This window comes from Dokdonella sp. GW821-FHT11D02 (genome assembly GCF_058808595.1).
Genome location: NZ_CM179520.1, coordinates 1,609,986 through 1,634,153 on the forward strand (window position 1 = coordinate 1,609,986; position 24,168 = coordinate 1,634,153).

23 protein-coding genes are annotated in these 24,168 nt (G+C 67.4%); 18 read left to right on the top strand and 5 right to left on the bottom strand.

What is annotated here, in order from left to right; translation table 11 throughout:
* The first annotated feature begins 172 nt into the window (after positions 1-172).
* Positions 173-1,453, top strand: a complete 1,281-nt coding sequence (locus AC3QL3_RS06725) for an MFS transporter (protein ID WP_492897606.1) — start codon at positions 173-175, stop codon at positions 1,451-1,453.
* Positions 1,454-1,492: 39 nt separating this feature from the next.
* On the opposite strand, the gene AC3QL3_RS06730 is transcribed toward AC3QL3_RS06725, so the two are convergent.
* Together AC3QL3_RS06730 and trxA are read right to left on the bottom strand one after the other, a co-directional pair.
* Positions 1,493-2,041 (bottom strand): GrpB family protein, encoded by a 549-nt coding sequence (locus AC3QL3_RS06730; protein WP_492897607.1) that lies wholly within the window; start codon positions 2,039-2,041, stop codon positions 1,493-1,495.
* Positions 2,042-2,049: 8 nt separating this feature from the next.
* Positions 2,050-2,922 (bottom strand): thioredoxin, encoded by an 873-nt coding sequence (trxA, locus tag AC3QL3_RS06735; RefSeq protein WP_492897608.1) that lies wholly within the window; start codon positions 2,920-2,922, stop codon positions 2,050-2,052.
* A gap of 267 nt (positions 2,923-3,189) precedes the next feature.
* Here trxA and AC3QL3_RS06740 point away from each other — a divergent pair, with 267 nt between their 5' ends.
* A complete protein-coding gene (locus AC3QL3_RS06740; protein ID WP_492897609.1) occupies positions 3,190-3,816 on the top strand; it encodes a hypothetical protein in 627 nt (208 codons plus the stop codon).
* 36 nt (positions 3,817-3,852) lie between these two features.
* Positions 3,853-4,071 (top strand): helix-turn-helix transcriptional regulator, encoded by a 219-nt coding sequence (locus tag AC3QL3_RS06745; RefSeq protein WP_492897610.1) that lies wholly within the window; start codon positions 3,853-3,855, stop codon positions 4,069-4,071.
* Between the two features lie 37 nt (positions 4,072-4,108).
* Here the strand turns inward: AC3QL3_RS06745 and AC3QL3_RS06750 are convergent, their stop codons facing one another.
* Positions 4,109-4,783 carry a helix-turn-helix transcriptional regulator gene (locus tag AC3QL3_RS06750; protein ID WP_492897611.1) on the bottom strand — a complete coding sequence of 225 codons (675 nt, stop codon included), beginning with the start codon at positions 4,781-4,783 and terminating at the stop codon, positions 4,109-4,111.
* Positions 4,784-4,883: 100 nt separating this feature from the next.
* Between AC3QL3_RS06750 and AC3QL3_RS06755 the strand changes: the two genes are divergently transcribed.
* The 3 genes from AC3QL3_RS06755 to AC3QL3_RS06765 all read left to right on the top strand — a co-directional run bounded on the left by AC3QL3_RS06755 (position 4,884) and on the right by AC3QL3_RS06765 (position 7,306).
* Positions 4,884-6,299: an MFS transporter gene (locus tag AC3QL3_RS06755; protein WP_492897612.1), complete on the top strand. Its 1,416-nt coding sequence runs from the start codon at positions 4,884-4,886 to the stop codon at positions 6,297-6,299.
* Positions 6,300-6,328: 29 nt separating this feature from the next.
* Positions 6,329-6,907, top strand: a complete 579-nt coding sequence (sodB, locus tag AC3QL3_RS06760; protein WP_492897613.1) for a superoxide dismutase [Fe] — start codon at positions 6,329-6,331, stop codon at positions 6,905-6,907.
* 102 nt (positions 6,908-7,009) lie between these two features.
* Positions 7,010-7,306, top strand: a complete 297-nt coding sequence (locus AC3QL3_RS06765; protein ID WP_492897614.1) for a hypothetical protein — start codon at positions 7,010-7,012, stop codon at positions 7,304-7,306.
* Between the two features lie 14 nt (positions 7,307-7,320).
* On the opposite strand, the gene AC3QL3_RS06770 is transcribed toward AC3QL3_RS06765, so the two are convergent.
* The gene (locus AC3QL3_RS06770) at positions 7,321-8,634 is read right to left on the bottom strand and encodes a metal-dependent hydrolase family protein (RefSeq protein WP_492897615.1); all 1,314 of its coding nucleotides are present in this window, start codon (positions 8,632-8,634) and stop codon (positions 7,321-7,323) included.
* A 135-nt stretch (positions 8,635-8,769) separates the two neighbouring features.
* Between AC3QL3_RS06770 and AC3QL3_RS06775 the strand changes: the two genes are divergently transcribed.
* The 8 genes from AC3QL3_RS06775 (at position 8,770) to nadD (ending at position 20,734) form a co-directional block, all read left to right on the top strand.
* Complete coding sequence (locus AC3QL3_RS06775; RefSeq protein ID WP_492897616.1) at positions 8,770-9,330, top strand: ECF-type sigma factor; 561 nt, start codon at positions 8,770-8,772, stop codon at positions 9,328-9,330.
* A 2-nt stretch (positions 9,331-9,332) separates the two neighbouring features.
* Positions 9,333-12,134, top strand: a complete 2,802-nt coding sequence (locus AC3QL3_RS06780; protein ID WP_492897617.1) for a serine/threonine-protein kinase — start codon at positions 9,333-9,335, stop codon at positions 12,132-12,134.
* Positions 12,135-12,312: 178 nt separating this feature from the next.
* On the top strand, positions 12,313-14,751 hold the full coding sequence (locus AC3QL3_RS06785; protein ID WP_492897618.1) for an NHL repeat-containing protein: 2,439 nt from the start codon (positions 12,313-12,315) through the stop codon (positions 14,749-14,751).
* A gap of 172 nt (positions 14,752-14,923) precedes the next feature.
* The gene (gene leuS, locus AC3QL3_RS06790; protein WP_492897619.1) at positions 14,924-17,671 is read left to right on the top strand and encodes a leucine--tRNA ligase; all 2,748 of its coding nucleotides are present in this window, start codon (positions 14,924-14,926) and stop codon (positions 17,669-17,671) included.
* Positions 17,672-17,812: 141 nt separating this feature from the next.
* Positions 17,813-18,460: a glutathione S-transferase family protein gene (locus AC3QL3_RS06795; protein ID WP_492897620.1), complete on the top strand. Its 648-nt coding sequence runs from the start codon at positions 17,813-17,815 to the stop codon at positions 18,458-18,460.
* Positions 18,457-18,966: an LPS-assembly lipoprotein LptE gene (locus tag AC3QL3_RS06800; RefSeq protein ID WP_492897621.1), complete on the top strand. Its 510-nt coding sequence runs from the start codon at positions 18,457-18,459 to the stop codon at positions 18,964-18,966. The genes AC3QL3_RS06795 and AC3QL3_RS06800 overlap by 4 nt, the downstream gene beginning before the upstream one ends.
* Positions 18,967-18,990: 24 nt before the next feature.
* Positions 18,991-20,013: a DNA polymerase III subunit delta gene (gene holA / locus AC3QL3_RS06805; RefSeq protein WP_492897622.1), complete on the top strand. Its 1,023-nt coding sequence runs from the start codon at positions 18,991-18,993 to the stop codon at positions 20,011-20,013.
* 82 nt (positions 20,014-20,095) lie between these two features.
* Positions 20,096-20,734: a nicotinate-nucleotide adenylyltransferase gene (gene nadD, locus AC3QL3_RS06810; protein WP_492897623.1), complete on the top strand. Its 639-nt coding sequence runs from the start codon at positions 20,096-20,098 to the stop codon at positions 20,732-20,734.
* Between the two features lie 23 nt (positions 20,735-20,757).
* Here the strand turns inward: nadD and AC3QL3_RS06815 are convergent, their stop codons facing one another.
* Positions 20,758-21,294 (bottom strand): ArsR/SmtB family transcription factor, encoded by a 537-nt coding sequence (locus tag AC3QL3_RS06815; protein ID WP_492897624.1) that lies wholly within the window; start codon positions 21,292-21,294, stop codon positions 20,758-20,760.
* A gap of 89 nt (positions 21,295-21,383) precedes the next feature.
* Here AC3QL3_RS06815 and AC3QL3_RS06820 point away from each other — a divergent pair, with 89 nt between their 5' ends.
* From AC3QL3_RS06820 to AC3QL3_RS06835, 4 genes are all read left to right on the top strand, one after another.
* The gene (locus tag AC3QL3_RS06820) at positions 21,384-22,829 is read left to right on the top strand and encodes a serine hydrolase domain-containing protein (RefSeq protein WP_492897625.1); all 1,446 of its coding nucleotides are present in this window, start codon (positions 21,384-21,386) and stop codon (positions 22,827-22,829) included.
* Between the two features lie 121 nt (positions 22,830-22,950).
* On the top strand, positions 22,951-23,268 hold the full coding sequence (locus AC3QL3_RS06825; RefSeq protein WP_492897626.1) for an ArsR/SmtB family transcription factor: 318 nt from the start codon (positions 22,951-22,953) through the stop codon (positions 23,266-23,268).
* A complete protein-coding gene (locus tag AC3QL3_RS06830) occupies positions 23,268-23,720 on the top strand; it encodes an SRPBCC family protein (protein WP_492897627.1) in 453 nt (150 codons plus the stop codon). Before AC3QL3_RS06825 ends, AC3QL3_RS06830 begins: the two co-directional genes overlap by 1 nt.
* An 8-nt stretch (positions 23,721-23,728) precedes the next feature.
* The gene (locus AC3QL3_RS06835) at positions 23,729-24,145 is read left to right on the top strand and encodes a GFA family protein (protein ID WP_492897628.1); all 417 of its coding nucleotides are present in this window, start codon (positions 23,729-23,731) and stop codon (positions 24,143-24,145) included.
* The last annotated feature ends 23 nt before the right edge of the window (positions 24,146-24,168 follow it).

Sequence of the window (24,168 nt, forward strand, 5' to 3'; positions counted from 1 at the left end):
TGCCGCGTTCGCCGCTGCGCACTTATCATGGCGCCGCGTCATGGGCTCCGTGGCGCCGTAAGCGTTCACGTCAACCAACGCGCCAACCGTTTCCGGTATCGCCGGACTCATCGTGCATTCGCGCAGGCGAGGCACGAGGCGCTTTCGTTTGACCGGACCGAAAGGAATCTGCATGAACGCTTCCACTTCCAACCCCACGCCTCCCGGCACGCCGCCGGTGGCTTTCGCGGCATTGCGCCATCCCGGCTTCCGCGCCTACTTCTTGTTGTCCGCCCTCGCCATGATGGCCGACAACATCGAACACGTGATCAGCTACTGGGTCATCCACGAACATTTCGATTCGCCCGCGCTCGGCGGTTTCGCCGTGATCTCGCATTGGCTGCCGTTTCTCTTGTTCTCGGTCTATTCGGGCGCGCTCGCCGACCGCTTTGACCCGCGTCGCATGATTCAGCTCGGCATGGTGCTGTTCATGAGCGTGTCGACGATGTGGGGCCTGCTGTTCATCACCGGCGCTCTGCAGATCTGGCATGCGGCGGTGCTGCTGATCGTGCACGGCATGGCCGGCGTCTTGTGGGGGCCGCCGTCGCAGCTGCTCTTGCACGACATCGTCGGGCGCGAGCATCTGCAGAGCGCGGTGCGTCTGAACGCGACGGCGCGTCAGCTCGGCCTTCTGCTCGGCCCCGGCATCGGCGGCGTGCTGTTGCTCTGGCTCGGTCCCAATCTCGGCATCCTCGTCAATGCCGCGCTGTATCTGCCCTTCATCCTGTGGCTCGCGGTGGCGCCGTACGGGCCGAAGTTCCGTGCCGCAGGCGCGGTGGTCGCCACACGTGCGGTGCGCAGCCTCGGCGACATTGGGCGCGCGCTGCGCGAAATCGCGCAGCACCGCGTGATCCTGGCGATGACCTTGTTGGCCGGCTGCGCCTCGCTCTTCATCGGCAACGCCTACCAGGCGCAGATGCCGGGCTTCGCGCACGATCTCGGCCAGGGCCGGGCGGACTTCTTCTACAGCATGCTGCTCGGTGCCGACGCGGCCGGTGCGCTCACCGCCGGTTTCGTGCTCGAAAGCCGCAACCTGCTGCAGCCGCGCGCACGCACGGCTTGCATCTTGGCGATGATCTGGTGCGTGGCGCTGGCCAGCTTCGCGCTGACCTCGAGCTATCCGTTCGCGCTCCTCGTGCTGTTCGTTGCCGGCTTCGTCGAACTGTCGTTCAACGCGATGGCGCAGACCTTGGTGCAGCTGGAAGCGCCGGCCGAAATGCGCGGCCGCGCGATCGGCGTCTACAACATGTTCGCGATGGGCATGCGCACGTTCAGCGGCATCACCGTCGGTCTGGTCGGTGCGAGCATCGGCATCCACTGGTCGCTCGCGCTGAGCGCAGCGGTGTTGTTCGTCGTGATCGGGCTGTTGATACGGTTCGCGTTGCAACGGCCGGCTGCCGCGCCGAGCGCCTGAAAATCGGGCGTCCTCGCCGGCTTCGGCGAGGACGCCATCTCACGAAGCGGGTGTCGGATCGCCGCGTTGGAAGGCGAGGGCGTCCGCTTCGACGGCGCGGACCCAGTCGCCCTTGCACTCGCTGTAGGCATGCGAATCGTTGGCATGCAGCGCCTGGCAGCGCGCCTTTTCGCGATCGTAGGCGGCGGCGATCTGCGGATGCCGGCGCAGATAGTCGCGAAAGGCGAGGTGGCGGGTGATTTCCGGCGAACCCTGCGCGTAGCTGTGCAGATGAATCAGTCGGCGTCCGCTCGTGCGATCGGTCTTGGTGCAATAACGCCGTCCCGGCAAGCCGTACTCGCCCCGCCAGACATAGCCGAGCGCCTCGAGCGCGTTCCTGCGCAGATCGAGCTCGGCCAGACTGACCACCACCGGCAGCAGATCGAGCACCGGTTTCGCGCGAATGCCGGGAATCGCGGTCGAACCGATGTGATGGACTTCGAGCAGGGCCGTTCCGAGCGCGGCGGCAAGCGCCGCGCTTTCGGCGCGCGCGTGCTCGATCCAAGCCGGATCGTGCGCGCGCAATTCGACTGCGATCGGCGACGGCATCGCGCGGATCAGAACAGCAGCGAGGACATCTTGCGCCGGTAGCTGCCGACCAGCTCGGCGTCGTCGATCACGTTGAAGGCGGCGATCAGGCGCTTTTTCGCCTGGCCCTCGTTCCAAGCGCGGTCGGCTTTGAGCACGGCGAGGAACTGCTCCAGCGCTAGCGCGCTGTCGCCCTGGATCAAGAGGCGCACGCCGAGCAGATCGCGCGCGGCGTGATCGTTCGGGTCGCGCTCGATGCGGGCGAGAAGTTCCGCCGCCGGCGGCGCGCCCTTGAGCGCCTGCGCGAAATCGAGCTGGCCGCGCAAGCGGATGGCGCGATCGTCGTTGGCGAGATTGGCCGGCAGCGTGTCGAGTTCGGCTTCCGCGGCGGCGGCGTTGCCGACTTGCATCTGCGCCACCGCGAGATCGAGTTTGAGCTCGGCCTTGTCCGGCTGCACCGCGATCTCTTGTTGCACGCGTGCGATCGTCTGCTCCGGTGTTTCCTGCGGCGCAGGCGCCGCTTCCACCGCTTCGTCGTCTTCCGCCGGATTCGGTTGCACATGGCGCGAGAGGAACTCGCGGATCGCGCTCTCGGGCAAGGCGCCGGTGAAGCCGTCGACGAGCTGACCCTCGCGCAGCAGCACCACGGTCGGAATGCTGCGTACGCCGAACGAGGCCGCCAGCATCTGCTCTTTGTCGCAATCGATCTTGGCCAGGCGCACGGCGCCGTTGTATTCGTCGACGATCTTTTCCAGCAGCGGCCCCAGCGTCTTGCACGGCGCGCACCAGGTCGCCCACAAATCGACCAGCACCGGCTGCTGGAACGAAGCTTGGATGACATCGGCTTCGAAGTTGGCCTCGGTGGCGTCGAAGACGTACGGGGATGGGACGGCAGCGGACATCGGCAAGCTCCAATTTGCGGGTTTCTGTTTGAGAGTGCGGTCGGGAACGCTCGTTTTTCGATCCCCGCGCACGGCGATGATCGCAAGGACGGGGTGACGAACGCTCGCTTTCGATGCGCACTCTACGAGCGCGCAGTCGGCGAGGACCGAAAGCTGAATTCAGATTGTGCCAGTCCCGCTGCCGCGCAAGGTGATGTAAAAAATACTTGACATTGGTCGAGTCGAATGTAATCTAAAGCGGACATTATGTCTTCTGGGGATTACATCATGCGGTCACGTGCGGTATTCGTCGTCTTGCTGCTGATCGGCGCCTCGGCGACCTGGCTGTTGTTGGCGGGGCCGGATCGGGTGCTCGGCATCGACGCCGGCAATCTCGGCGTCTTCGCGCTGATCACGGCGTCGTGGAGTTCGCTGATCGCGGTCGCGCAAATGCCGCGGCAGGGCATCGAGACCGCGATCGCGCCGGGCGAATGGCGCGCTTGGATCGCGCTCGCGTTCACCGCCGTGATCGCCGCCTACGCCGTGGTCCACGCCGGTGCGTTTCAGGGGCCGCCGCTGTGGCAGAACCCCGATGCGCAGAGAGTCGGCCGCACGATTGCCTTGATGATCATCGCCTGGATCATCTTGTTCGCCGTGCTGCGCCAGCGTTGGCAAGGGCAGGTGCAGGAGGACGAACGCGACCGCGAGATCGAGGTGCAGGCGCAAGATTGGGGGCGTGGCGCGCTGGTCTTCGGCATCGTCGGCATCGCGGTGACGCTCGGCTTCTCGCCACCGGAAAAACTGCAGTGGGCGAGCCATCCGATGATCGCGCACCTGTTGATTCTCGCGCTGATCTTCGGCTCGCTGGTCGATTGCTTGGTCAGCGTCGTCCTCTACTGGCGCGACCGGCATTGACCGCCGTCGCGCGCGCCTCCGCAAGGAGATAGGCCGATGAGCGGAACGCCGATCGCCAACGAGATCCGCCGCCTGCGCTTCGAGCACGGCGAGATGACCCAGCAAGCGCTGGCCGATGCCTGCGGGGTGACGCGACAGACGGTGATCGCGCTCGAAGCGGGCAAGTACGCGCCGTCGCTCGAACTCGCTTTCCGCATCGCGCGCACGTTCGGTTTGCGCGTCGACGACGTGTTCCGCTGGGACGCGCAAGACTGATCGCGCCGAGTGCAGCCGAATCGGGCGCCGCGACGCCTCAGCCGCTCACGCGCACCGGCGTCGTCAGCGCGCGGCTAGGGCCGATGCGGTAGACGCAACGGCGCGCGCCGGCGAGCAGATGCTGCTCGCGCGCGACCTGCGCATCGCGGCCGAGCACGTCGCGAAACAGTTCCAGTTCGGCGCGGCAGAAGCCCTGGCAGATCTGCGCCGCGGCGCAGATCGGGCAATGGTCTTCGATCAACAGCCAGTCGCGACCATCACGTTCGGCGCGCGCCATGTAACCCTCGCGCTCGCGCACCGCGGCGAGCCGGCGCACGCGTTCGCCGAGCGTGCGCGCACCGGCCAAGGCTTGCACGTAGGCGGCGCGGCTGTCGTCGCGGCGCGCGTCGATCAGCCGCTCGACACCGGCTTCGCCGAACAGGCGCCGGGTCGACTGGATCAGTTCGACCGCGAGTTGCGCGTGCGTATCGGGGAAGCGCGCATGGCCGGCGCCGGTCAGCTTCCACAGCTGACGCGGACGTCCGGCGCCGCCGTCGCGTTCGGACTCGCCTTCGATCAAGCCGGCATCGAGCAGCTTGACGATCTGCTGGCGCACCGCCTCGCCGCTGAGGCCGAGCAGATCGGCCAGCGCGAACGTGCCGGAAGGGCCGCGCGTCTTCAACTGGAACAGGATGCGCTCGGCGGCTTGCTCGAACTTGGCGTCCGATTTCATTGATTATCCAAAGTCATGCTTGTGTAATTTACGAGGCCGATCTAATATCCAAGCATATTCTTGCATATAGGCGCGCACCGCGCACGCCAAAGGAATGGCCATGTCCGCGACTTCCGCCACTGCTTCCTGGTCCGATCTGCTCTCCGGCCGCAACGGCATGCGCTCGCTCGCACTCGCCGGCGGCACTGCCTTGCACGCGATCAACGTCTACGTGGTGACCACGATCATGCCGTCGATCGTGGCCGACATCGGCGGGCTCGGCTGGTATGCCTGGAACACGACCTTGTTCGTCATCGCCTCGATCGTCGGTGCCGCGCTGGCCGCACCGCTGGCCGTGCGTGCCGGCGGCAAAGCGGCTTATCTGATCGCGCTGGCGGTGTTCACGCTCGGCACCGTGGTGTGCGCGTCGGCACCGACGATGAGCTGGATGCTGGCCGGCCGCAGCTTGCAGGGACTGGGCGGCGGCGTGCTGGTCTCGCTCGCCTACGTGTTGATCCGCCAAGTATTCGAGCCGGCGCTGTGGCCGCGCGCGATGGGCTTGGTGTCGGCGATGTGGGGCATCGCGACCTTGTCGGGACCGGCGCTCGGCGGCGTCTTCGCGCAATGGGGCAACTGGCGTGCCGCGTTCTGGAGTTTGTTGCCGGTGGTCGGCGTGCTCGCCGCGATCGTGCTTATGCGCCTGCCGGCGACGCACCGCGCGCCCACTGCTGCGCGCGCACGCGTTGCCGGCGGCCGCTTGTTGCTTTTGGCCTTATCGGTACTGGCGATTTCGCTGGCGAGCTTGACCGCTTCGCGTGCTTGGCAAGCGCTCGGCGTCGGCATCGGCTTGCTGTTGGCCGCGTTGATCGTGCGTCTCGATCGCGAGGCTTCCGTGCGGCTGCTGCCGCACGGCGCCTATTCGGCGACGCGTTTGCGCGCGGTCTACCTGTGCATGAGCCTGCTCGTGATCGGCAGCACCACCGAAATCTTCGTGCCGTATTTTTTGCAGACGATCCATGGCCACAGCCCGTTGATGGCGGGCTATCTGACGGCGGTGATGGCGGCCGGCTGGAGTTTCGGTTCGACCCTGAGCGCAGGCCGCGACGGCGCCGCGGCGGCGCGCATCATCCGCATCAGCCCGCTCTTGATGGCGGTGTCGCTGGGCGCGCTCGGCGGCATGCTGCAAAGCGCGCACGGCTTCGAGCACGGGCCCGGTTTCGTCCTGCTCTGCGTCGCGCTGGCCGGCGCGGGTCTCGGCATCGGTATGGCCTGGCCGCATCTTTTGACCGCGGTGCTGGCCTCGGCGCCGAGCGCGGAAGGCGATCTCGCCTCGGCTTCGATCTCGACCGTGCAGCTTTATGCGATGTCGGTCGGCGCCGCGCTGGCCGGCCTGATCGCCAATTCGGCCGGCTTGACCGAACCGGGCGGCGTCGCCGGCGCCAGCGGCGCGGCGATGTGGGTGTTCGGCGTGTTCGCCGTGTTGGTCGCGCTCGGCGCATCGAGCGCACGCCGCGCCACCCAGACCGTGTACGACTGAATCTTCCACCCGACCACGAGGAACTCACGATGGCAATCGAACTTCCCGCGCTTCCCTGGGCGCGCGACGCGCTGGCTCCGCACATCTCGGCGGAAACCATCGACTACCACTACGGCAAGCATCACCAGACCTACGTCACCAACCTCAACAACCAGATCAAGGGCACCGAGTTCGAGAATCTCGCGCTCGAAGACATCATCAAGAAGTCCTCCGGCGGCATGTTCAACAACGCCGCGCAGATCTGGAATCACACCTTCTACTGGAACTGCCTCACGCCCAACGGCGGCGGCGAGCCGAGCGGCCGCTTGGCCGACGCGATCAACAAGGCCTTCGGCGGCTTCGCCCAGTTCAAGGACGAATTCACCAAGACCAGCGTCGGCACCTTCGGCTCGGGCTGGGGTTGGCTGGTACAGCGTCCCGACGGCAGCCTCGCGCTGGCCAGCACCTCCAACGCCGGCACGCCGATCACCGGCACCGATCGTCCGCTGCTGACGTGCGACGTGTGGGAACACGCCTACTACATCGACTACCGCAACGCGCGGCCGAAGTACGTCGAAGCGTTCTGGAACCTGGTCAATTGGGAGTTCGTGGCGGCCCATCTCGACTGAGGCCGAATGCACGATCGAACGCGTGCGCCGGAACTTGCTCGCTCGGGTCCGGTCGATCCAAAGACTCTCCGGCGGCGGAGAGTCGGATCGAACGGAGCGCGCATGTACGCCAACGTGTTGTCGGCTGTGTTGTTGTCGCTCGGTGCGCTTTTCGCGACCTTCAACGCACTCGGCATCCTGCAGGTTGCGCAGCGGCGGCGCCGTGGCGAGCGCCGCAACTTCTCGCTGATGCCGTTCGGATTCGTGTTCGTCCTCGGTGCCGCAGCGATCGCCGCGTGGGACGGTTTCTCATGGCTCCCCGCATGGGCGTTCGGGCTGGTCGCGCTGGCGGACATCGCGACTTGGGCGTTCGCTTTTCTTCCCATCCACCTGCTGCGCGAGCGTTTGCGCAGCAGGTAGCGAGACCCGATCGCTCAACGCTTCGATTCGTTCTTGTACACCACGCCGTCTTTCATCACGAAGCCGACCTTGCGCATGCGCGTGATGTCTTCGAGCGGATTGCCCTCGACCGCGATCACGTCGGCGAACTTGCCCGCTTCGAGCGAGCCGAGGTCCTTCGACTTCTTCAGCAGTTCCGCCGCGTGCGTGGTCGCCGCCTGCAGCACGAACAAGGGCGGCATGCCGGCTTCGACCATGTACTCGAACTCCTTCGCGTTCTGGCCGTGCGGGTACACCGCGGCGTCGGTGCCGAACGCGATCTTCACTCCGGCCTTGTAGGCGCGCCCGGCGGTCTGCTGGATGATCGGGCCGACCTGCTTGGCCTTGGCCGCGATCTGCGGCGGGTAGTAGCCGGGCTTCTCAGCCATTTCCTGCACGTGCTTGCCGGCGATGATGGTCGGCACGAACCAGGTGCCGTGCTGCTTCATCAGTTTCATGTCCTCGTCGGACATGAAGGTGCCGTGCTCGATCGAATCGACGCCGCCGATCACCGCGCGACGGATCGCTTCGGCGCCGTGCGCATGCGCAGCGACGGTGAAGCCGTAGTCGTGCGCGGCCGCGACCACCGCCTTGATCTCCTCGATCGTCATCTGCGCGTTGTCGACGCTGCTGCTCTCATCCAGCACACCGCCCGAGGGCATGATCTTGAGCAGGTCGGCGCCATCTTTGTAGTGCTGGCGCACGGCTTTCCAGGCATCGTCGACACCGTTGATGATGCCGTCCTTCGCAGTCGGATCGCCTTGCAGGTCGGCGCGGTAGCCGTCGCTGTCATCGGCGTGGCCGCCGGTGGTGCCGATCGCGCCGCCGGCGGTGAAGATGCGCGGTCCCGGTACCAGCCCGGCATTGATCGCGTTGCGCAGCGCGATCGAGGTATTGGCGCCGTCGCCGAGGTTGCGCACGCTGGTGAAGCCGGCCTCGAGCGTGCGCTGCGCGTAGACGGTCGAGCGGATCGCGTAGTCAGCGATGTTGAGGCGGAACTGCTCGCTGTAGGTGGCCGGCCCGAGTTCCATCGTCAGGTGCGTATGGCTGTCGATCAGGCCGGGCAGGCAGGTCGCGCCGGCCAGTTCGAGCGTCTGCGCGCCGGGCACGTCGACGCGTCCGGGCCTGAGTTCGCGGATGCGCTTGCCGTCGATCACCACGGTGGTCTCGCCGAGCAGCTTGCCGGCGGTAGTGTCGAGCAGGTTCGCGCAATGCAGCGCGATCGGCGCTACGGCCTCGCTCGGTGCGGCGGCGGGTGGTGTGGCGGCGGTCGCCGATACGGCGACGGCGGTGGCGATCAGCAGATTCATGGCGTTCCCCTCGACGACCCAAAGGCCGCATCTTAGCGAAGCCGTTCAGAGACGAAGGTGCCATTCGGCATGGTCGCAGCGAGCGTCGCCGCAGCGACCCATGTTCTAGAATCGACGCCGTTTCGGAGCCGGCCGATGGACGACAGCGCCAACGTGAGCCTTCAGTTGCAGCGCTGGCGCGAGGGCGATGCGTATGCGCTCGACGCGCTCCTGCCTGCGGTCTACGGCGACTTGCGCCTGCTCGCGGCGAAGCGGCTGGCCGATCATCCCGAGCAGCGCACCTTGCAGCCGACGGCGCTGTTGAACGAGATGTTCCTGCGCCTGCTCGGCGCCGAGCGCATCGACATCGCCGATCGCGAACATCTGTTCCGCCTCGCCGCGCGCACGATGCGGCAGATCCTGGTCGATCGCGCGCGGCGTGCGTCCGCCGACAAGCACGGCGGCGACTGGCAGCGCGAGGACTTGACCCAGGCGCTCGGACTGCCGCTGCCCGAGCACACCGATCTCAACGAGCTGGACAAGGCGATCGCGCAACTCGAACGCCTCGACGAGCGCCTCGCGCGCGTGGTCGAGCTGCGCTATTTCGTCGGCCTCAGTGTGCCCGAAGTCGCCGGCGTGATCGGCGTCGACGAACGCACCGTCTATCGCGACTGGGCGCTCGCGCGCAGCTGGCTGCGCACGCATCTGGAGCATTGACGGTGGAGTTGTCGAGCGAGCGCTTCGCGCGCGTGCGCAGCCTGTTTCATGCCTTGCTCGACGCGGCGCCGGAAACGCGCCGCGCCGAACTCGCGCGCGTCGCCACGGACGACGCCGAACTTGCGCAGCTGGTGCGCCGCCTGCTCGACGACGCCGATACGCAGATCGACGTCGACGATATCGGTACGGTCACCAGCGGACTCGCCGCCGGCGCCGTCGTCGCCGGCCGCTACCGTATCCTGCGCCTGCTCGGCGAAGGCGGCATGGGCGAGGTGCATCTGGCCGAGCGCGTCGACGACATCGCGCAGAAGGTCGCGTTGAAGCTGATGCGCGGCGGCAGCGCGAGCTTGCACCGGCGCTTCCTGCGCGAACGCCAGATCCTGGCGCGGCTCAGCCATCCGCACATCGCGCACTTGGTCGACGGCGGCCTCAGCGAAGCCGGCGTGCCGTGGTTCGCGATGGAGTACGTCGACGGCGCCGCGATCACCGATGCCTGCGATCGCGGTCGCTTCGACCTGCGCGCGCGCGTGCGCCTGGTTGCGCAGGTCTGCCGCGCGGTGCAGTTCGCGCACAAGAATCTCGTGCTGCACCGCGACCTGAAGCCGTCGAACATCCTGCTCGACACAGAAGGCGTGCCCAAGCTGCTCGACTTCGGCATCGCCAAGCTGCTCGACGACACCGGCGCGGACAAGCCGCAGACGGTCACGATGACGCCGGCCTATGCCGCGCCCGAACAGTTGCGCGGCGAGGCGGTGACCACCGCCAGCGACGTCTACCAGCTCGGCCTGGTGCTGTACGAGCTGCTCTGCGGTGTCTCCGCGCACGAACTGCGCCGGCGTCGCGTACTCGCCGCGGCGACGACTCAGGCGCTGCCGCGGCCCGAGCAGGCGTATGCGCAATGCGCGCCCGATCTGGCCGCGCGCATCGCCGAGCAGCGCGCTCTGGCGCCGGCGCGGCTGACGCGCGTCTTGCGCGGCGATCTCGGCCGCATCGTCGCCAAGGCCACCGCCGACGATCCGCGCGAGCGCTACGACACCGCGCAGGCGCTGGCCGAGGATCTGGAACGTTGGCAGGGCGGGCTGCCGGTGCTGGCGCAGCGCGGCTCGCTCGGCTATCGGCTCGGCAAGCTGTTGCGCCGGCACGCGTACGCGGCTGCGGCGATCGCCTTGCTCGGCCTCGGCCTGCTCGCCAGCAGCGTGATCGCGCTCAACCGCGCGCAGCACGAGCGCGAGCAGCGCCGTCGTGCGCAGACCGTGGTGGCGTTCCTGCGCGACGTGTTCCGCCAGGGCGATCCGCAGAACGCCGGCGCCGATGCCAAGCCGGCCGACCTGCTCGAACGCGCCGCGGCCAAATTGGAAGCGCGCAAGGACGTCGACGCGGTCACCCGCGCCGTGTTGCTCGGCGAGATCGCCGGCGTGTTCGGCGCGCTCGGCCGCGACGACGCCGCGCTGCCGAACGCGGCGCGCGCGGTCGAGATGCTCGAACCCGTGCGCGAGGCATACGCCGAGGAATATCTGAGCGCCGCTGGCAACCTGATCGAGGCGCAGCGCGCGCTCGGCACTTCGTCGCGCGAGGTCGAGCTGATCGAGCACGCCTTGCCGCTGGCGCAGCGCACGCGCGGCGGCGAGCGTTTGTGGTACGGGGTGTTTCTCTCCTATCGCGGCTACGCGCAGTTCCAGCGCGAGGACAACGCCGGCGCCGCGGCGAGCCTGGATACGGCGATCGGCGAGTTCGAGCGCGACTCGGCGCGCTCGCTCGACGACCTCGGCGGCGCGCTTTATCAGCGCGCCTTCGTCGCGGTCGATCGCGGCGACATCCGCAGCGGCATCGCTTTGTATCAGCGCGCGTTGCAGGCGCACGAGCGCTCCGCCAACGGCAACAAGTTCGCACACCTCGCTACCGAAGAAGTCCTCGCGCGCGCCTACTGCCTGCTCGGCGACACCGCCACCGGCATCGCGCAACAGCGCAGCGCGGTCGAACGTCTCGGCGGCATGCTCGGCCCGGCGCACGGGCGCGTCTTGATGGCACGCGTGAACCTGGTGCAGTGCCTGCTGAATCGTGCCGACTACGCCGCGGCGGCGACCGAACTCGACGCGGTGCAGCGCGCGCGCCGCGCCGGCAGCGTGCTGACGCCGGTGCAAGGCGCCTTCGTCGACCAGGTGTCGACGCGGCTCGATCTGTATCGCCTGCATGCCGCCGCCGCGCTGGCCGGCGCGCAACAGGCGGCGCAGTCGATCCGCGCGCTGCAACCGCCGCGGCGCTATCTGATGCGTGCCGACCTCCTGCTCGGCGAAAGCCTGTTGCAGTCGCGGCGTTGCGAGGAGGCCGAAGCGGTGTTGCAAGAGGCCTTGCGCTACGCGCAGCAACTGGCCGCGGCGACGCCGAACGCGTACATCGGCGAGATCGAGGACAGCCTCGGCCGTTGCGCGCTGTTGGGCGGACGCCACGACGAGGCGCAACGCCGCTTCGCGCAGGCGATCGAGCAGTTCTCGGCGGCGCAGATCGAGACCGCGCCGGCGCGCGTGCGCAGCGAAATCCATCGCTTGTGGTCGCAAATCTTGGCGACGCGCGATTCGGCGCGGCTCGACCAACTCGCCGCGCGCCGCGCCGATCTGGTCGCCGCGCTCGGCGGCGAAGACACCGTGCCCGTGTGGCAACTCGATCTCTTGCTCGCTGACCTCCGCCGCGAACTCGGCCTGCCGCGCGGCGACGCCGCGCGCGAGCAGCGCGCCGCGCACGGCCTGATGGCGCTGTCGGGCGCGGCCGAGCCGCCGCCGTTCGTCGGCCTGAACGGCTTGTGGTGAGCGGCGCCGGCGTCCGCCGCCACCGCGGCGCGACTTTCGTGTCAGGGTTTTTCGCCGGCCTGCGTTAGGGAAGATGCGCCCCTTCTTCGCGCCGCTGCGGCGGCCGCGAGGCGGTGCGAGTCCGCGAAGTCCACGGCCACGGATCGGGTCGACAGCATCGAAGAGGTGTGGGGTGGCAATGAACAAACGAATTTCCGTACTGGCTTTGGCCGGTATCGGCTGGTTGCACGGGGTGCTGGCGACGGCTGCCGATCCGCACGCGACGGTGGTGCTGGCGCCGGTGCAGGGGCGGCAGGCCTCAGCCGGGCCGAACAACGACTGCGCCGCCGACGGCGTCTGTCTCGAGGTGAGGGTCAGCCGCAATCTCGATCCGACGTCCTGCGACGGCGGTCCCTCGCTCGATGCGAACGTCGGCGAGCAAGTCAACTTCTGCTACACCGTCACCAATCACTCCGATCTCACCTACACCTACCACTCGCTCAGCGAGAGCAGCGGCACGCCGGAGCAGCAGTTCTTCTTCGCCATTCCCGCGCCGCTCGCGCCCGGCGCGAGCTATCAGTACAACCGCATCCTCACGGTCGGCGCGAACCTGCGCAGCACCGCAACCTGGACCGCGATCTCCGCGCTGCCCAACTATCTCTACGACGACAGCGCGCCGGCCGAATTCGTCGACGTCACCGCCGACGGCACCGCCTTGGACATCGGCAGCAACGGCCAAGCCGCGGTCGCGCTGCCGTTCGCGGTCAACTTCTACGGCACGCCTTCGCGCCACCTCGTGGTCGGCACGCACGGCGCGCTCGGTTTCGGCAACGACGTCAGCGGCCTGATCGGCGGCAATTGGGATCTGTCGCTGCCGCGCGGGAACGCGTCCTACAGCGGCATCTATCCGCTGCTGGCGCCGTTGTGGATGCAGTTCGCGCCGTCCAACGGCGCGATCTACACGCATACCCTCGGCAGCGCGCCGAATCGCCGTTTCGTGGTCGAGTGGTACGACCGCGCGGCGGCGATGTTCGAGCTGCCGGCGGACCCGCTCGGAGCGACGTTCGAGGTGATCTTCGAGGAAGGCAGCGACGAGTTCGTGTTCCAGTATCTGGCGACCCGTTTCGACGACGCCAGCGCCGATCACGGCGCCAAGGCCAGCGTCGGCGTGAGCTACGGCATCTTGCCCGACGGAGTGTTCGGCGTCGCCACTCAGTATTCGTTGGACGAGCCGCGCATCCAGGACGGCCTCGCGATCCGCTGGACGCCGAGCGCGATCACGCGCAGCAGCGCGTCGGCTTGGTACGGCGTCACCGTCGGCGCGCCGACGATCCGGCTCGATCACGACGCTTACAACGTCGCGCTCGCCCCGGGCGAGTTCAGTACGCAGACGCTGACGATCGGCAACTTCGGCAACCGGCCGCTGCGCTACGAAATCGGCACGCAATCGACCTCGGCGCACGTGCCGGCCGGTCCGCGCTACGCGCCGGCGGCGCAGCCGCTCGGCGACATCCGTCTGACGCCGTCGGCGCAGCTGACGCCGCAGCGCATCGCCGAGCTGCAACGCCGGCAGGCGAGAGGCACGCCGGGACCGTCGCCGCTGCTGGACAGCGCGCAGGTGCCGGCCTACACCAACATCAACACGATCGACGCGGCCACCTTCCTCGGCTACATGAACGTGAGCGGGCTCGATCTGTTCGCGCCGAACGATCTGGCGCTGGCGCCGTTCCCTCTGCCCGACGAGATGAACTGGTCGGCCGGCGACTTCGTCGGCGACGATCTGAAGACCTTGTACGCGATCACCAGCACCGGCGGCATCCTGTTCAAGATCGACGTCGACAGCGGCACCGTCACCACCATCGGCCGCACCGGCATCGGCGCCAACGGCGGCGGCGTGACCGGCGCGGCCTACGATGCCGGCAGCGGCTTGTTCTACGTCGTCACGGTCAGCGAGGACTTGGTCGGGCGCAGCAAGCTCTACACGGTCGATCTGTCGACCGCCGCGGCGACCTTGGTCGGCGGCATTTCGATTCCCGGCGCGCAGGCGATCACCATCAGCGACATCGCCGTCGATGCCGGCGGGGCGATGTACGGCTTCGAAGTGCAAACCCGCACTCTGGTCGCGATCGATCGCGCCACGGGTGATGCGAACGTGATCGGCGACAGCGGCATCTTCACCCAATACGTCGCCTCGCTCGATTTCGACGATCGCGACGGCCGCCTGTATCTGATCGCGCTCGACAACGCCGATCCGAGCGGGCTGGCCTACAAGTCCTATTCGGTCGACCCGAGTACCGGCGCGGCGACCGTGCTCGGCTTGCTCGGTACCGGCGGCGACCCGAGCGCGTTCAAGCTGTGGAGCGGCGGACTCGCCGTGGCGACCTCGGCCGCGCCGTGCGCGAACCTGGCCGAAGTGCCGTGGCTGGTGGCCGATCCGGCCAGCGGCACGATCGACGATTACGGCGTCTCCAAGCTCGCCAACCTGACTTTCGATGCGACCAGCCTTGCGGCGGGCACCTACACGACGACGCTGTGCGTGAACAGCAACGACCCGCGCAAGCGTCACCTCGCCGTACCGGTGACCTTGACCGTCGGCGACGGCGGCGGGCGCATCTTCGCGAACGGCTTCGACGGCTGATTCGCCTTCGCTGCGGGCGGCCGCCTCTCCCTCCTCGCCGCCGCTAGCACGGCGGCGCCTTTTTTTCGCGCGCAGCCGCGCGCGACTCAATTTGTCGCGCAACCCCGCGCTGCGCTAGTCTGCACGATCCTCCGTCAACGAGCTGCGCGGCCACGTGCCGTGCCCGATTCCCATGCAGGAAACCTACGAGCCGCAGGCGGTCGAAGCCGCCGCGCAGAAATTCTGGAACGACACGCGCGCCTTCGAAGTGAAGGAAGACCCGGCACGGCCGAAGTTCTTCTGCCTTTCGATGCTGCCTTATCCGTCCGGCGCGCTGCACATGGGGCACGTGCGCAACTACACGATCGGCGATGTGATCAGCCGCTACCAGCGCATGCAGGGCAAGAACGTGCTGCAGCCGATGGGCTGGGACGCGTTCGGCCTGCCGGCCGAGAACGCCGCGATCAAGAACAAGACCGCACCGGCGAAGTGGACCTACGCCAACATCGATCACATGCGCGCGCAGCTGAAGACGATGGGCTACGCGATCGACTGGTCGCGCGAGTTCGCCACCTGCCGGCCGGAGTACTACGTGCACGAGCAGCGCATGTTCGTGCGCCTGTTCAAGAAAGGCCTGGCTTACCGCAAGAATTCGGTGGTGAACTGGGATCCGGTCGATCAGACCGTGCTCGCCAACGAGCAGGTCATCGACGGCCGCGGCTGGCGCACGGGCGCGGTGGTCGAGAAGCGCGAGATCCCGCAGTGGTTTCTCAAGATCACCGCGTACGCGCAAGAGCTGCTCGACGGCCTCGATCGGCTGCCCGGCTGGCCCGATTCGGTCAAGACCATGCAGCGCAACTGGATCGGGCGCTCGGAAGGGCTCGAGGTGCCGTTCGCGGTGGAAGGCGAGAGCGAACCGCTGACGGTGTTCACCACCCGTCCCGATACGCTGATGGGCGTGACCTATCTGGCCATCGCGGCCGAACATCCGCTGGCCTTGAAGGCTGCTGCGGAGAAGCCCTTGGTCGCCGCATTCGTCGAGGAGTGCCGCCACGGCGGCACCGCCGAGGCCGAGATCGAGACCGCCGAGAAGAAGGGCATCGACACCGGCCTGACCGCGATCCATCCGATCAGCGGCGAGAAGCTGCCGATCTGGATCGCCAATTTCGTGCTGATGGGTTACGGCACGGGTGCGGTGATGGCGGTGCCGGCGCACGACCAGCGCGACTGGGAATTCGCGACCAAGTACGACCTCTTGATCAAGATGGTCGTCATCAGCGACGCCGTGCGCGACGCGATCCGCGAACTCGGCCGCGACGCCGCGCGCAATCCCGATCCGATGAGCGCCGCGCTCGGCGAGAGCCGCGCGATCGATCCGTACGAGCCGGCTGCGGCCGAAAGCATCGTGGCGGAATTCGAGCGCGCGATCATCGAGGACGGCGCCTACACCGAGTACGGCACGCTGGTGAATTCCGGCGACTACGACGGCCTCGACTACCGCGGCGCGTTCGACGCGCTGGCCACGCACTTCGAGCGCGCCGGCCGCAGTGCGCGCCGGGTGAACTGGCGCCTGCGCGACTGGGGCGTGTCGCGCCAGCGCTATTGGGGCTGCCCGATCCCGATCGTCTACTGCCCCAAATGCGACGCGGTGCCGGTGCCGGAGGAGCAGTTGCCGGTGCTCTTGCCCGAGAACGTCGAGTTCATGGGCGTGCAGTCGCCGATCAAGGCGGACCCGGAGTGGCGCAAGACCACTTGTCCGCAGTGCGGCGGCGCGGCCGAGCGCGAGACCGACACCTTCGACACCTTCATGGAGTCGAGTTGGTACTACGCGCGCTACACCTCGCCGGGTGCGTCGGCCCAGATCGACGAGCGTGCGAACTACTGGTTGCCGGTCGATCAATACATCGGCGGCATCGAGCACGCGATCCTGCATCTTCTGTACTTCCGCTTCTATCACAAGCTGCTGCGCGACGAAGGCCTGGTGAGTTCGGACGAGCCGGCGACCAATCTGCTGTGCCAAGGCATGGTCATCGCGGAGACGTTCTACCGCGAGAACGCCGACGGCTCGAAGGAATGGATCAATCCGGCCGAGGTCGAAATCCAGCGTGACGACAAAGCGCGCGTGGTCGGCGCGGTGCTGAAGGCCGACGGCCAGCCGGTGCGCATCGGCGGCATCGAGAAGATGTCGAAGTCGAAGAACAACGGCGTCGATCCGCAGACGATGGTCGGCCGCTTCGGCGCCGACACCGTGCGCTTGTTCTCGATGTTCGCCGCGCCGCCGGAGCAGTCGCTGGAATGGAACGAAGCCGGCGTCGAAGGCATGTCGCGCTTCCTGCGCCGGTTCTGGCGCGAAGTGGCGCTGCACGCGGGGAATGGGGAATCGGCGCTCGGGAAGCGGACGGTCGCTCTCGATCCGGCGGCGCTCAGTCCGCAGCAGAAAGCTTTGCGCCGTCAGGTGCACGAGACGATCCAGAAGGTGTCCGACGACATCGGTCGCCGTTACGCGTTCAACACCGCGATCGCGGCGCTGATGGAGTTGTTGAACGCGCTCGGCAAGTTCGACGCCAGCGCCGATCAAGGCGGCAGCGAGCAGGGCCGCGCCGTGCGCCACGAGGCGCTGACTTCGATGGTGCTGCTGTTGAACCCGGTCACGCCGCACGTGTGCCACGCCCTGTGGCAGGCGCTCGGTCATGGCGAAAGCCTGCTCGAAGACCAGCCTTGGCCGCAGGTGGACGCGGCCGCCCTGGTCAAGGATGCGGTGACTTTGGCGGTGCAGGTCAACGGCAAGCTGCGCGGCACCATCGAGATGCCGGTCGCCGCCGGCAAGGACGAGATCGAACGCGCCGCGCTGGCCGAGCCGCGGGTGGCCGAGTTCATCGCCGGCGGCACGCCGAAGAAGATCATCGTGGTGCCGGGCAAGATCGTGAACATCGTCGTTTGAGGCGAGGCGAGCGGTTTCGGCGCCGGCGTGCCCGCGCAAGCGGGCATCGATCGCGCGAGGGTGAAGCTCAATCGGCCAGCCGCCATCGCAAAGCGCTGCGCGCGAATGACTGAAGAGAACAGCTGACTGAAGAGAGCAGCGATGTCGTCGACGATCCTGTACTGCAACCGCGAATCGGGCCACAGCTACAAGGTCGCACTCGCGCTCGCGCTGATGGGCGTGCCGTTCGAGCAGCGTGCGATCGATCTGAACCAGCCGCGCGCGCAGCGGCCTGCGGATTTCCGCGCCGCTGCGCTGTTCGGCGAAGTGCCGGTGCTGGTCGACGAGGAGGGTTTGGCGGTTTGCCAGTCGAACGCGATCCTCGATCATCTGGCGCGCCAGCACGGAAAACTCGACGGCGCCACGCCGGCGGCGCGCACGCGCGTGCGCGAATGGCTGGCGTGGGAGGCGAATCGTCTCGCCATGAGCTTTCCGCATCTGCGCTACTCGCGCTGCTTCACCTCCGCCGGCGAGGTGTTGGAGGCGTACTGGAGCGCGCGCATGCAGGCGGATTTCGATTGTCTCGACGCGCACTTGCGCGAGCGCGCCTTCGTCACCGGTGCGGAGCCGACGATCGCCGACGTGTCCTGCTGCGGTTATCTGTATTGGACCGACCAGGCCGGCGTCGATCTGGCGCCGTGGCCGGCGATTGCTGAATGGTTGCAACGCATCCGCTCGCTGCCGGGCTGGCAAGCACCGTATGATCTACTGATTCCCAGCCCTCCGATCGCCGCCGGAACCCGCACATGATCCATCGTCGTCTCGCTTTCGCCTTCCTCGCTGTGCTCGCTCTCGCCTTGGCCGGCTGCGGCTTTCATCTGCGCAAAGAGGCGCAGCTGCCGCCCAGCATGCAGCGCATCGCTCTCGCCGGCGTCGATCTCAACAGCACGCTCGGCAAGGACTTGGTCAGGGCGCTGCCGCGTTCCGGTGCGACCGTGGCGGACAAGGTCGAGGAGGGCGTCGCGGTGATGAAGTTCGTCGCCAATTCGCTGACCACGGATGTGCTCTCGGTCAGCGGCAACGCGCGCGCGAACGAATATGCGCTGCGCTACCACGTCGAGTTCCTGGTCGAGGACACCGCCGGCACTGCGCTGCTGCCCAAACAGACGATCGAACTCACGCGCGAATTCACCTTCGATGCGAGCCAGGCGCTCGGCGTCGCCGCCGAAACCGATCTTTTGACCAAGGAACTGCAGCGCGAAATGGTGCAGACCATCCTGCGCCGGCTGGAAGCCGTCGCGCACGCGAAGCAGTAAGCCGCGGCCGCGCCGCTCCTCGCGATGGCGACCAGCCTTCCCGTGTTCCGCAAACAGCTCGCATCGAGCGAGCTGAAGCCGGTGTACTTACTCGCCGGCGCCGAGCACTTGCTGGTGCTGGAAGCGGCCGACGGCCTGCGCGCACGCGCGAAGGAACTGGGCTATCTCGAGCGCGACGTGCTCGACGTCGAGGCCGGTTTCGACTGGAACCGTCTCGGCGACGCCAGCCGCTCTCTGTCCTTGTTCGCCAGCCGCAAGCTGATCGATCTGCGCCTGCCGAGCGGCCGGCCGGGCAAGGACGGCAGTGCCGCGATCGTCGAATATTGCGAGGCGCCGCCGCCCGATACCGTGCTTCTGATCAGCGCAAACGACTGGAGCAGCAAGCACGACGGCGCCTGGTCGAAGGCGATCGAGCGGGTCGGCACGGCGGTGGCGGTGTGGCCGCTGAAACCGGCCGAGCTGCCGGACTGGATCGGCGCGCGCATGGCACTGCGAGGATTGAAGGCAACGCCCGACGCGATCGCGCTCTTGGCCGAGCGCGTCGAAGGTAACTTGCTCGCGGCGAGCCAGGAGATCGACAAGCTGGCGCTGTTGCACGCCGGCAGTACGGTCGATCTCGCCACGCTCGAAGCCAGCGTCGCCGACGATGCGCGCTACGACGTGTTCCGGCTCGCCGATGCCGCCATCGGCGGCGAGGCCGGTCGCGCGTTGCACATCGTCGCCGGCCTGCGCGCCGAGGGCGAGGAATTGATTCCGCTGCTCGGCTGGCTGCTGATGCAGCTGCGTCTGCTGCTGCGCCTGGCCTCGGCCGGCGGCAACGTGGATTCGGCGCTGCGCAGCGAGCGCATCTGGCCGGCATCGCGCGAATCCTTGTTCCGGCGTGCGCTCAAGAGCGCCGATCGCGCGCATTGGGAGCGCTGCCTCGATCAAGCCGGCCGCATCGACCGCATCGCCAAGGGTCGCGGCGACGGCGACGCCTGGCGCGAACTTGAACGCTTGATCGCCGCGATCGCGCAGCCGCGCCGCGCACAAGGTTTGCTCGCGTGAGGCGTGCGAAGAAATCTCTTGCGTTCATTCGCCGGCGCCGCGATGGCGCGGTCGCTGGAAGTTTCACAGCGCGAGGCGTGCGATGACGCGCCCTCTGGCCCTGCTCGGCGGCACCTTCGACCCGATCCACAACGCGCACTTGCGCGTGGCCTGGGAAGCTGCCGAATTCCTCGACGCCGACGTGCGCCTGCTACCGGCGAACGTACCGCCGCATCGCGCGCAGCCGGTCGCCAGCGCGGAGCGGCGCACCGCGCTGGTGCGCGCGGCGCTGGCCGGCCAGAATCGGCTCGCGCTGGATGCGCGCGAGCTGCGCCGCGAAGGGCCTTCCTACACGGTCGACACGCTGCTCGAACTGCGCGCCGAACTCGGCGAGCAATGCTCGCTGGTGCTGCTGGTCGGCGCCGACGCGTTCGCCGGGCTGCCCGAGTGGCACCGCTGGAAGGAGCTGTTCGAGCTCGCGCACATCGGCGTCTTGACGCGGCCGGGCCACAACGGCGTGCTGCCGACCGAGCTGCGCACGAAGGTTGCCTCGCGCCGCTGCAGCGAACCGCGTTTCGTGCGCGAAGCGCCAGCCGGAAGAGTGATCGCGATTCCGGTCACGCCGCTGGACATCTCGGCCACGCAGGTGCGCAACCTGCTTGCCGAGGGGCGCGAGCCGCGCTATCTGATGCCGGATGCGTTGTTCGCCGACGCCGAGCTGCTGGCGCCGTATCGCACCTGACGATCCCAGCGCCGCGGCCGTGCTCAGGCTTTTCGAGCCGCACCCGACAGCACCACGGTCAACAGCATGTCCTCGCCGTCCTCGCGCGTCTGCAGACTTGCTTGTTCGAGTTCGTCGATCAGCGCATTGATGCGCGCCAGCTGCGCGTCGTCGGCGCGAAACGCCAAATGCCTTACCGCGCAGTTGCGCTGCTTTCCTTCGAAACGCGCGGCTGTCTGCGTCGCCGCGGCGGCGAATGCGCGCAAGCTCGCGCCGACCACGCGTGCCGCCAATTTGATCAGGTTGCGGCGCCCCAGCGGCGTGCGCACCGCGCCGGCCGATGACAACCGCGGCGACGCCATCGCGTAAACCGCCTCCGGCCGGCGGCCGGTGGCGCGCCGCTCGACTACGCGCACCAGTCCCGCTCGTTCTAGCCGCTCGAGATGATGGTAGAGCGCGGTGACCGGGCGGCCGAGGCGCGCGGCGAGTTCGCGCGCGGTCGCGCTGCCGTCGATGTCCAGCCGCTGCACGATCGCCAGGCGCGCCGACGAGGCCATCGCGCCGAGTTGCGTCGGCGTCACCTTCAAAGTCGCCGGTTCGGGAGGGATTGCCGCCTTTCTGCTCATAATTCATAATATATACGAAATTTGAAAAATAGGAGTGTTCGAACATGCGTAGACGAGACCTGTGGTCCCTCGGTGCTCGCCTTGGTCTGGCTGCAGCCCTGTTGTGCGCCGCCGCCGTGGCGACGGCGGCCGGTGCCGATCGCCTCGACGCGGCCACGGCGAAGCGCATCGATGCCGGCGTGCGCGGCGTGATGCGGCGTTTCGAGGTTCCCGGCGTCGCGATCGCGGTGGTTCGAGGCGGCAAGACCGTCTATTCGAATGCCTATGGCTTGCGCGACAAAGAGCACGGCTTGCCGGTGCGTACCGACACGCCGTTCGAAATCGGCTCGATCACCAAGCAGTTCACCGCGGCGGCGATCCTGCAACTGCAGCAGGCGGGCAAGCTCGATCTCGACCACAAGCTGGCCGACTACCTGCCGCAGGCGCCGCATGCGAGCGAGGTGAGCTTGCGTCATCTTTTGACCCACACCAGCGGCCTGCACGAATACTTCGACGGACCGGAGCAGGAGGTGGACGAGCTGGCGACCAAGCCGATCGAGTTCGACCGCTTGATCGCGCGCATCGCCGACAAGCCGCTCGATTTTCCACCCGGCACGCGCTGGTCCTACTCCAATACCGGCTACGCACTGCTCGGCAGGGTTGTCGAGACGGTTTCCGGACTCCGCTATCGCGACTACGTGCAGCAGCGTCTGCTCGATCCGCTCGGCATGAAGCAGACCTTCACGCTGGCCGACACCGATCGGCTCGCGAGCATGGCGCTCGGCTATCGGCACGAGCAGGGCACGTTGCGCCGCGCACCGTTCTTCCATCCCGATTGGAGCGGCGCGGCCGGTTTCCTGGTCAGCACGCTGGACGATCTGGCGCGCTGGGATGCGGCGCTGAGCCAGGGCAAGGTGGTTTCGAAGACGAACTACACCGCGATGACGACGCCGTTCGTCGCCGTAGGGGGCAGCAGCGTCGGCTACGGCTTGGGCCTGTTCGTCGACACCGTCTACGGTCAGCCACGCATCGGACACACCGGCGGCACGCAAGGATTCACCACGGCCGACGAATACTTCCCTGGCTTCGACACGCGCGTGATCGCGTTCAGCAATTTAGGCGACAAGAAGCCGGAAATCGGCATCACGCTGACCAATGTCGCGTTCGCGGCCTTGCATCCCGAGGTTGTCGCCGAATGGAAGCGGCCGGTGCCGGACGAGGACGCAACCGTCAGCGCCAGCGCGAGCGCTTCGTTCCGGCAACTGCAAGCCGGCTCCGGCTACGCCGCCTTCAGCGCGAGCCTGCAGGGCAAGTTGTCGGGCGGACTCGGCGCCGGTTTCGCCGCCACGCTGCGCCCGTACGGAAAGCCGAGCGCAATGGTGTTCAAGAGCCGGCGCAAGGGCGAAAAGGGAACCTGGTACGACTACGTCGCCGAGTTCAGTCCCGGTGTGTTCATGCCGTACGCGATCCGGCTCGAAGACGGCAAGGTCGCCGGGTTCGCGCTGGACTGAGGGTCCACATCCGCATCGATGCCGGCCTTGGAGCCGGCGTCGATGTGAAGAGGCTGAGAGGTCGTACCGTTTGACATGCAGGTATTTACCTGCATATTATGCTGCCGAGCGAAAGAGAACGATGCACGCCGACGACGTCTTCAAAGCACTGGGTGACCCGACGCGCAGGAAACTGCTGGATCTGTTGTGCGAGCGGAACGGACAGACGCTGGGCCAGCTGTGCGAGCACCTGGACATGGCGCGGCAGTCGGTCACCCAGCATCTGGGAATTCTGGAAGAGGCCAACCTGGTCAGCACGATTCGGCGCGGCCGCGAGAAGCTGCATTTCATCAATCCCGTACCGCTGCACGAGGTGTACGAGCGGTGGGTGCGGAAATTCGAACAGCAGCGGCTCAGCCTGCTGCACGATCTAAAAAAAGAACTCGAAGGAGAGCGCTAGTGAGCAAGCACACGACCAGCTTCGTCTACGTGACCTACATCTTCTCCACGCCGGAAAAGGTGTTCGAAGCGATCACCCGACCCGAAGTCGCGCGGCGCTTCTGGGCGCACGAGAACGTCTCCGACTGGAAGCCGGGCTCGAAGTGGGAACACGTGCGCACCAACGAGGAACGCAGCGTCGACCTGGTCGGCGAAGTGGTCGAGGTGTCGCCGCCCCATCGCCTCGTCCTCACCTGGGCGAACGCCTCGCAGGCGTCCGATCCGACCGCCTACAGCCGCGTCACCTTCGAGATCGAGGCGTATCAGGACATGGTGCGGCTGACCGTTTCGCACGACGAGCTGGAAGCCGGCAGCGGCATGGACAAGGGCATCCGGCAGGGTTGGCCGATCGTGTTGTCGAGCCTGAAGTCGCTGCTCGAAACCGGTCGCGGCATCGATCTCTACGCCAAGTGAGCAGCGCCATGAGCCATGCCTATTCCGGCGGTTGCGCCTGCGGCGCGATCCGCTACACGACCAACAGCGAACCGATGTTCGAGAACCACTGCCACTGCCGCGATTGCCAACTGCGCAGCGGTACCGGACACGGTTCTTATCTGACCTTTCCGCAACGTTCGGAAGTGACGATCACCGGCGTCGCCAAGACCTGGCGCGTCGTCGCCGACAACGGCAACGAGAAGATCCAAGCGTTCTGCCCGACCTGCGGAACGCCGGTCTATCTGACCTTCACCGCCTCGCCCGATCCGATCGCGATACACGCCGGCAGCCTCGACGATCCGGGCCGGTTCCGTCCGCAGGCGATCACCTACGGCATTCGCGCACTGGCCTGGGATGCGATGGATCCTTCGCTGCGAACCTTCGAGCGCATGCCGACCGCGTGAGCGCTCTGCGCAGCGGCACGATG

Coding starts and splice junctions, on each gene's coding strand:
- AC3QL3_RS06755 (WP_492897612.1), top strand. CDS start 4,884: ATGTCCGCGACTTCCGCCACTGCTTCCTGGTCCGATCTGCTCTCCGGC.
- AC3QL3_RS06765 (WP_492897614.1), top strand. CDS start 7,010: ATGTACGCCAACGTGTTGTCGGCTGTGTTGTTGTCGCTCGGTGCGCTT.
- AC3QL3_RS06785 (WP_492897618.1), top strand. CDS start 12,313: ATGAACAAACGAATTTCCGTACTGGCTTTGGCCGGTATCGGCTGGTTG.
- AC3QL3_RS06740 (WP_492897609.1), top strand. CDS start 3,190: ATGCGGTCACGTGCGGTATTCGTCGTCTTGCTGCTGATCGGCGCCTCG.
- AC3QL3_RS06775 (WP_492897616.1), top strand. CDS start 8,770: ATGGACGACAGCGCCAACGTGAGCCTTCAGTTGCAGCGCTGGCGCGAG.
- AC3QL3_RS06795 (WP_492897620.1), top strand. CDS start 17,813: ATGTCGTCGACGATCCTGTACTGCAACCGCGAATCGGGCCACAGCTAC.
- AC3QL3_RS06725 (WP_492897606.1), top strand. CDS start 173: ATGAACGCTTCCACTTCCAACCCCACGCCTCCCGGCACGCCGCCGGTG.
- AC3QL3_RS06800 (WP_492897621.1), top strand. CDS start 18,457: ATGATCCATCGTCGTCTCGCTTTCGCCTTCCTCGCTGTGCTCGCTCTC.
- AC3QL3_RS06745 (WP_492897610.1), top strand. CDS start 3,853: ATGAGCGGAACGCCGATCGCCAACGAGATCCGCCGCCTGCGCTTCGAG.
- AC3QL3_RS06730 (WP_492897607.1), bottom strand. CDS start 2,041: ATGCCGTCGCCGATCGCAGTCGAATTGCGCGCGCACGATCCGGCTTGG.
- AC3QL3_RS06825 (WP_492897626.1), top strand. CDS start 22,951: ATGCACGCCGACGACGTCTTCAAAGCACTGGGTGACCCGACGCGCAGG.
- AC3QL3_RS06835 (WP_492897628.1), top strand. CDS start 23,729: ATGAGCCATGCCTATTCCGGCGGTTGCGCCTGCGGCGCGATCCGCTAC.
- AC3QL3_RS06770 (WP_492897615.1), bottom strand. CDS start 8,634: ATGAATCTGCTGATCGCCACCGCCGTCGCCGTATCGGCGACCGCCGCC.
- sodB (WP_492897613.1), top strand. CDS start 6,329: ATGGCAATCGAACTTCCCGCGCTTCCCTGGGCGCGCGACGCGCTGGCT.
- trxA (WP_492897608.1), bottom strand. CDS start 2,922: ATGTCCGCTGCCGTCCCATCCCCGTACGTCTTCGACGCCACCGAGGCC.
- leuS (WP_492897619.1), top strand. CDS start 14,924: ATGCAGGAAACCTACGAGCCGCAGGCGGTCGAAGCCGCCGCGCAGAAA.
- nadD (WP_492897623.1), top strand. CDS start 20,096: ATGACGCGCCCTCTGGCCCTGCTCGGCGGCACCTTCGACCCGATCCAC.
- AC3QL3_RS06820 (WP_492897625.1), top strand. CDS start 21,384: ATGCGTAGACGAGACCTGTGGTCCCTCGGTGCTCGCCTTGGTCTGGCT.
- holA (WP_492897622.1), top strand. CDS start 18,991: ATGGCGACCAGCCTTCCCGTGTTCCGCAAACAGCTCGCATCGAGCGAG.
- AC3QL3_RS06750 (WP_492897611.1), bottom strand. CDS start 4,783: ATGAAATCGGACGCCAAGTTCGAGCAAGCCGCCGAGCGCATCCTGTTC.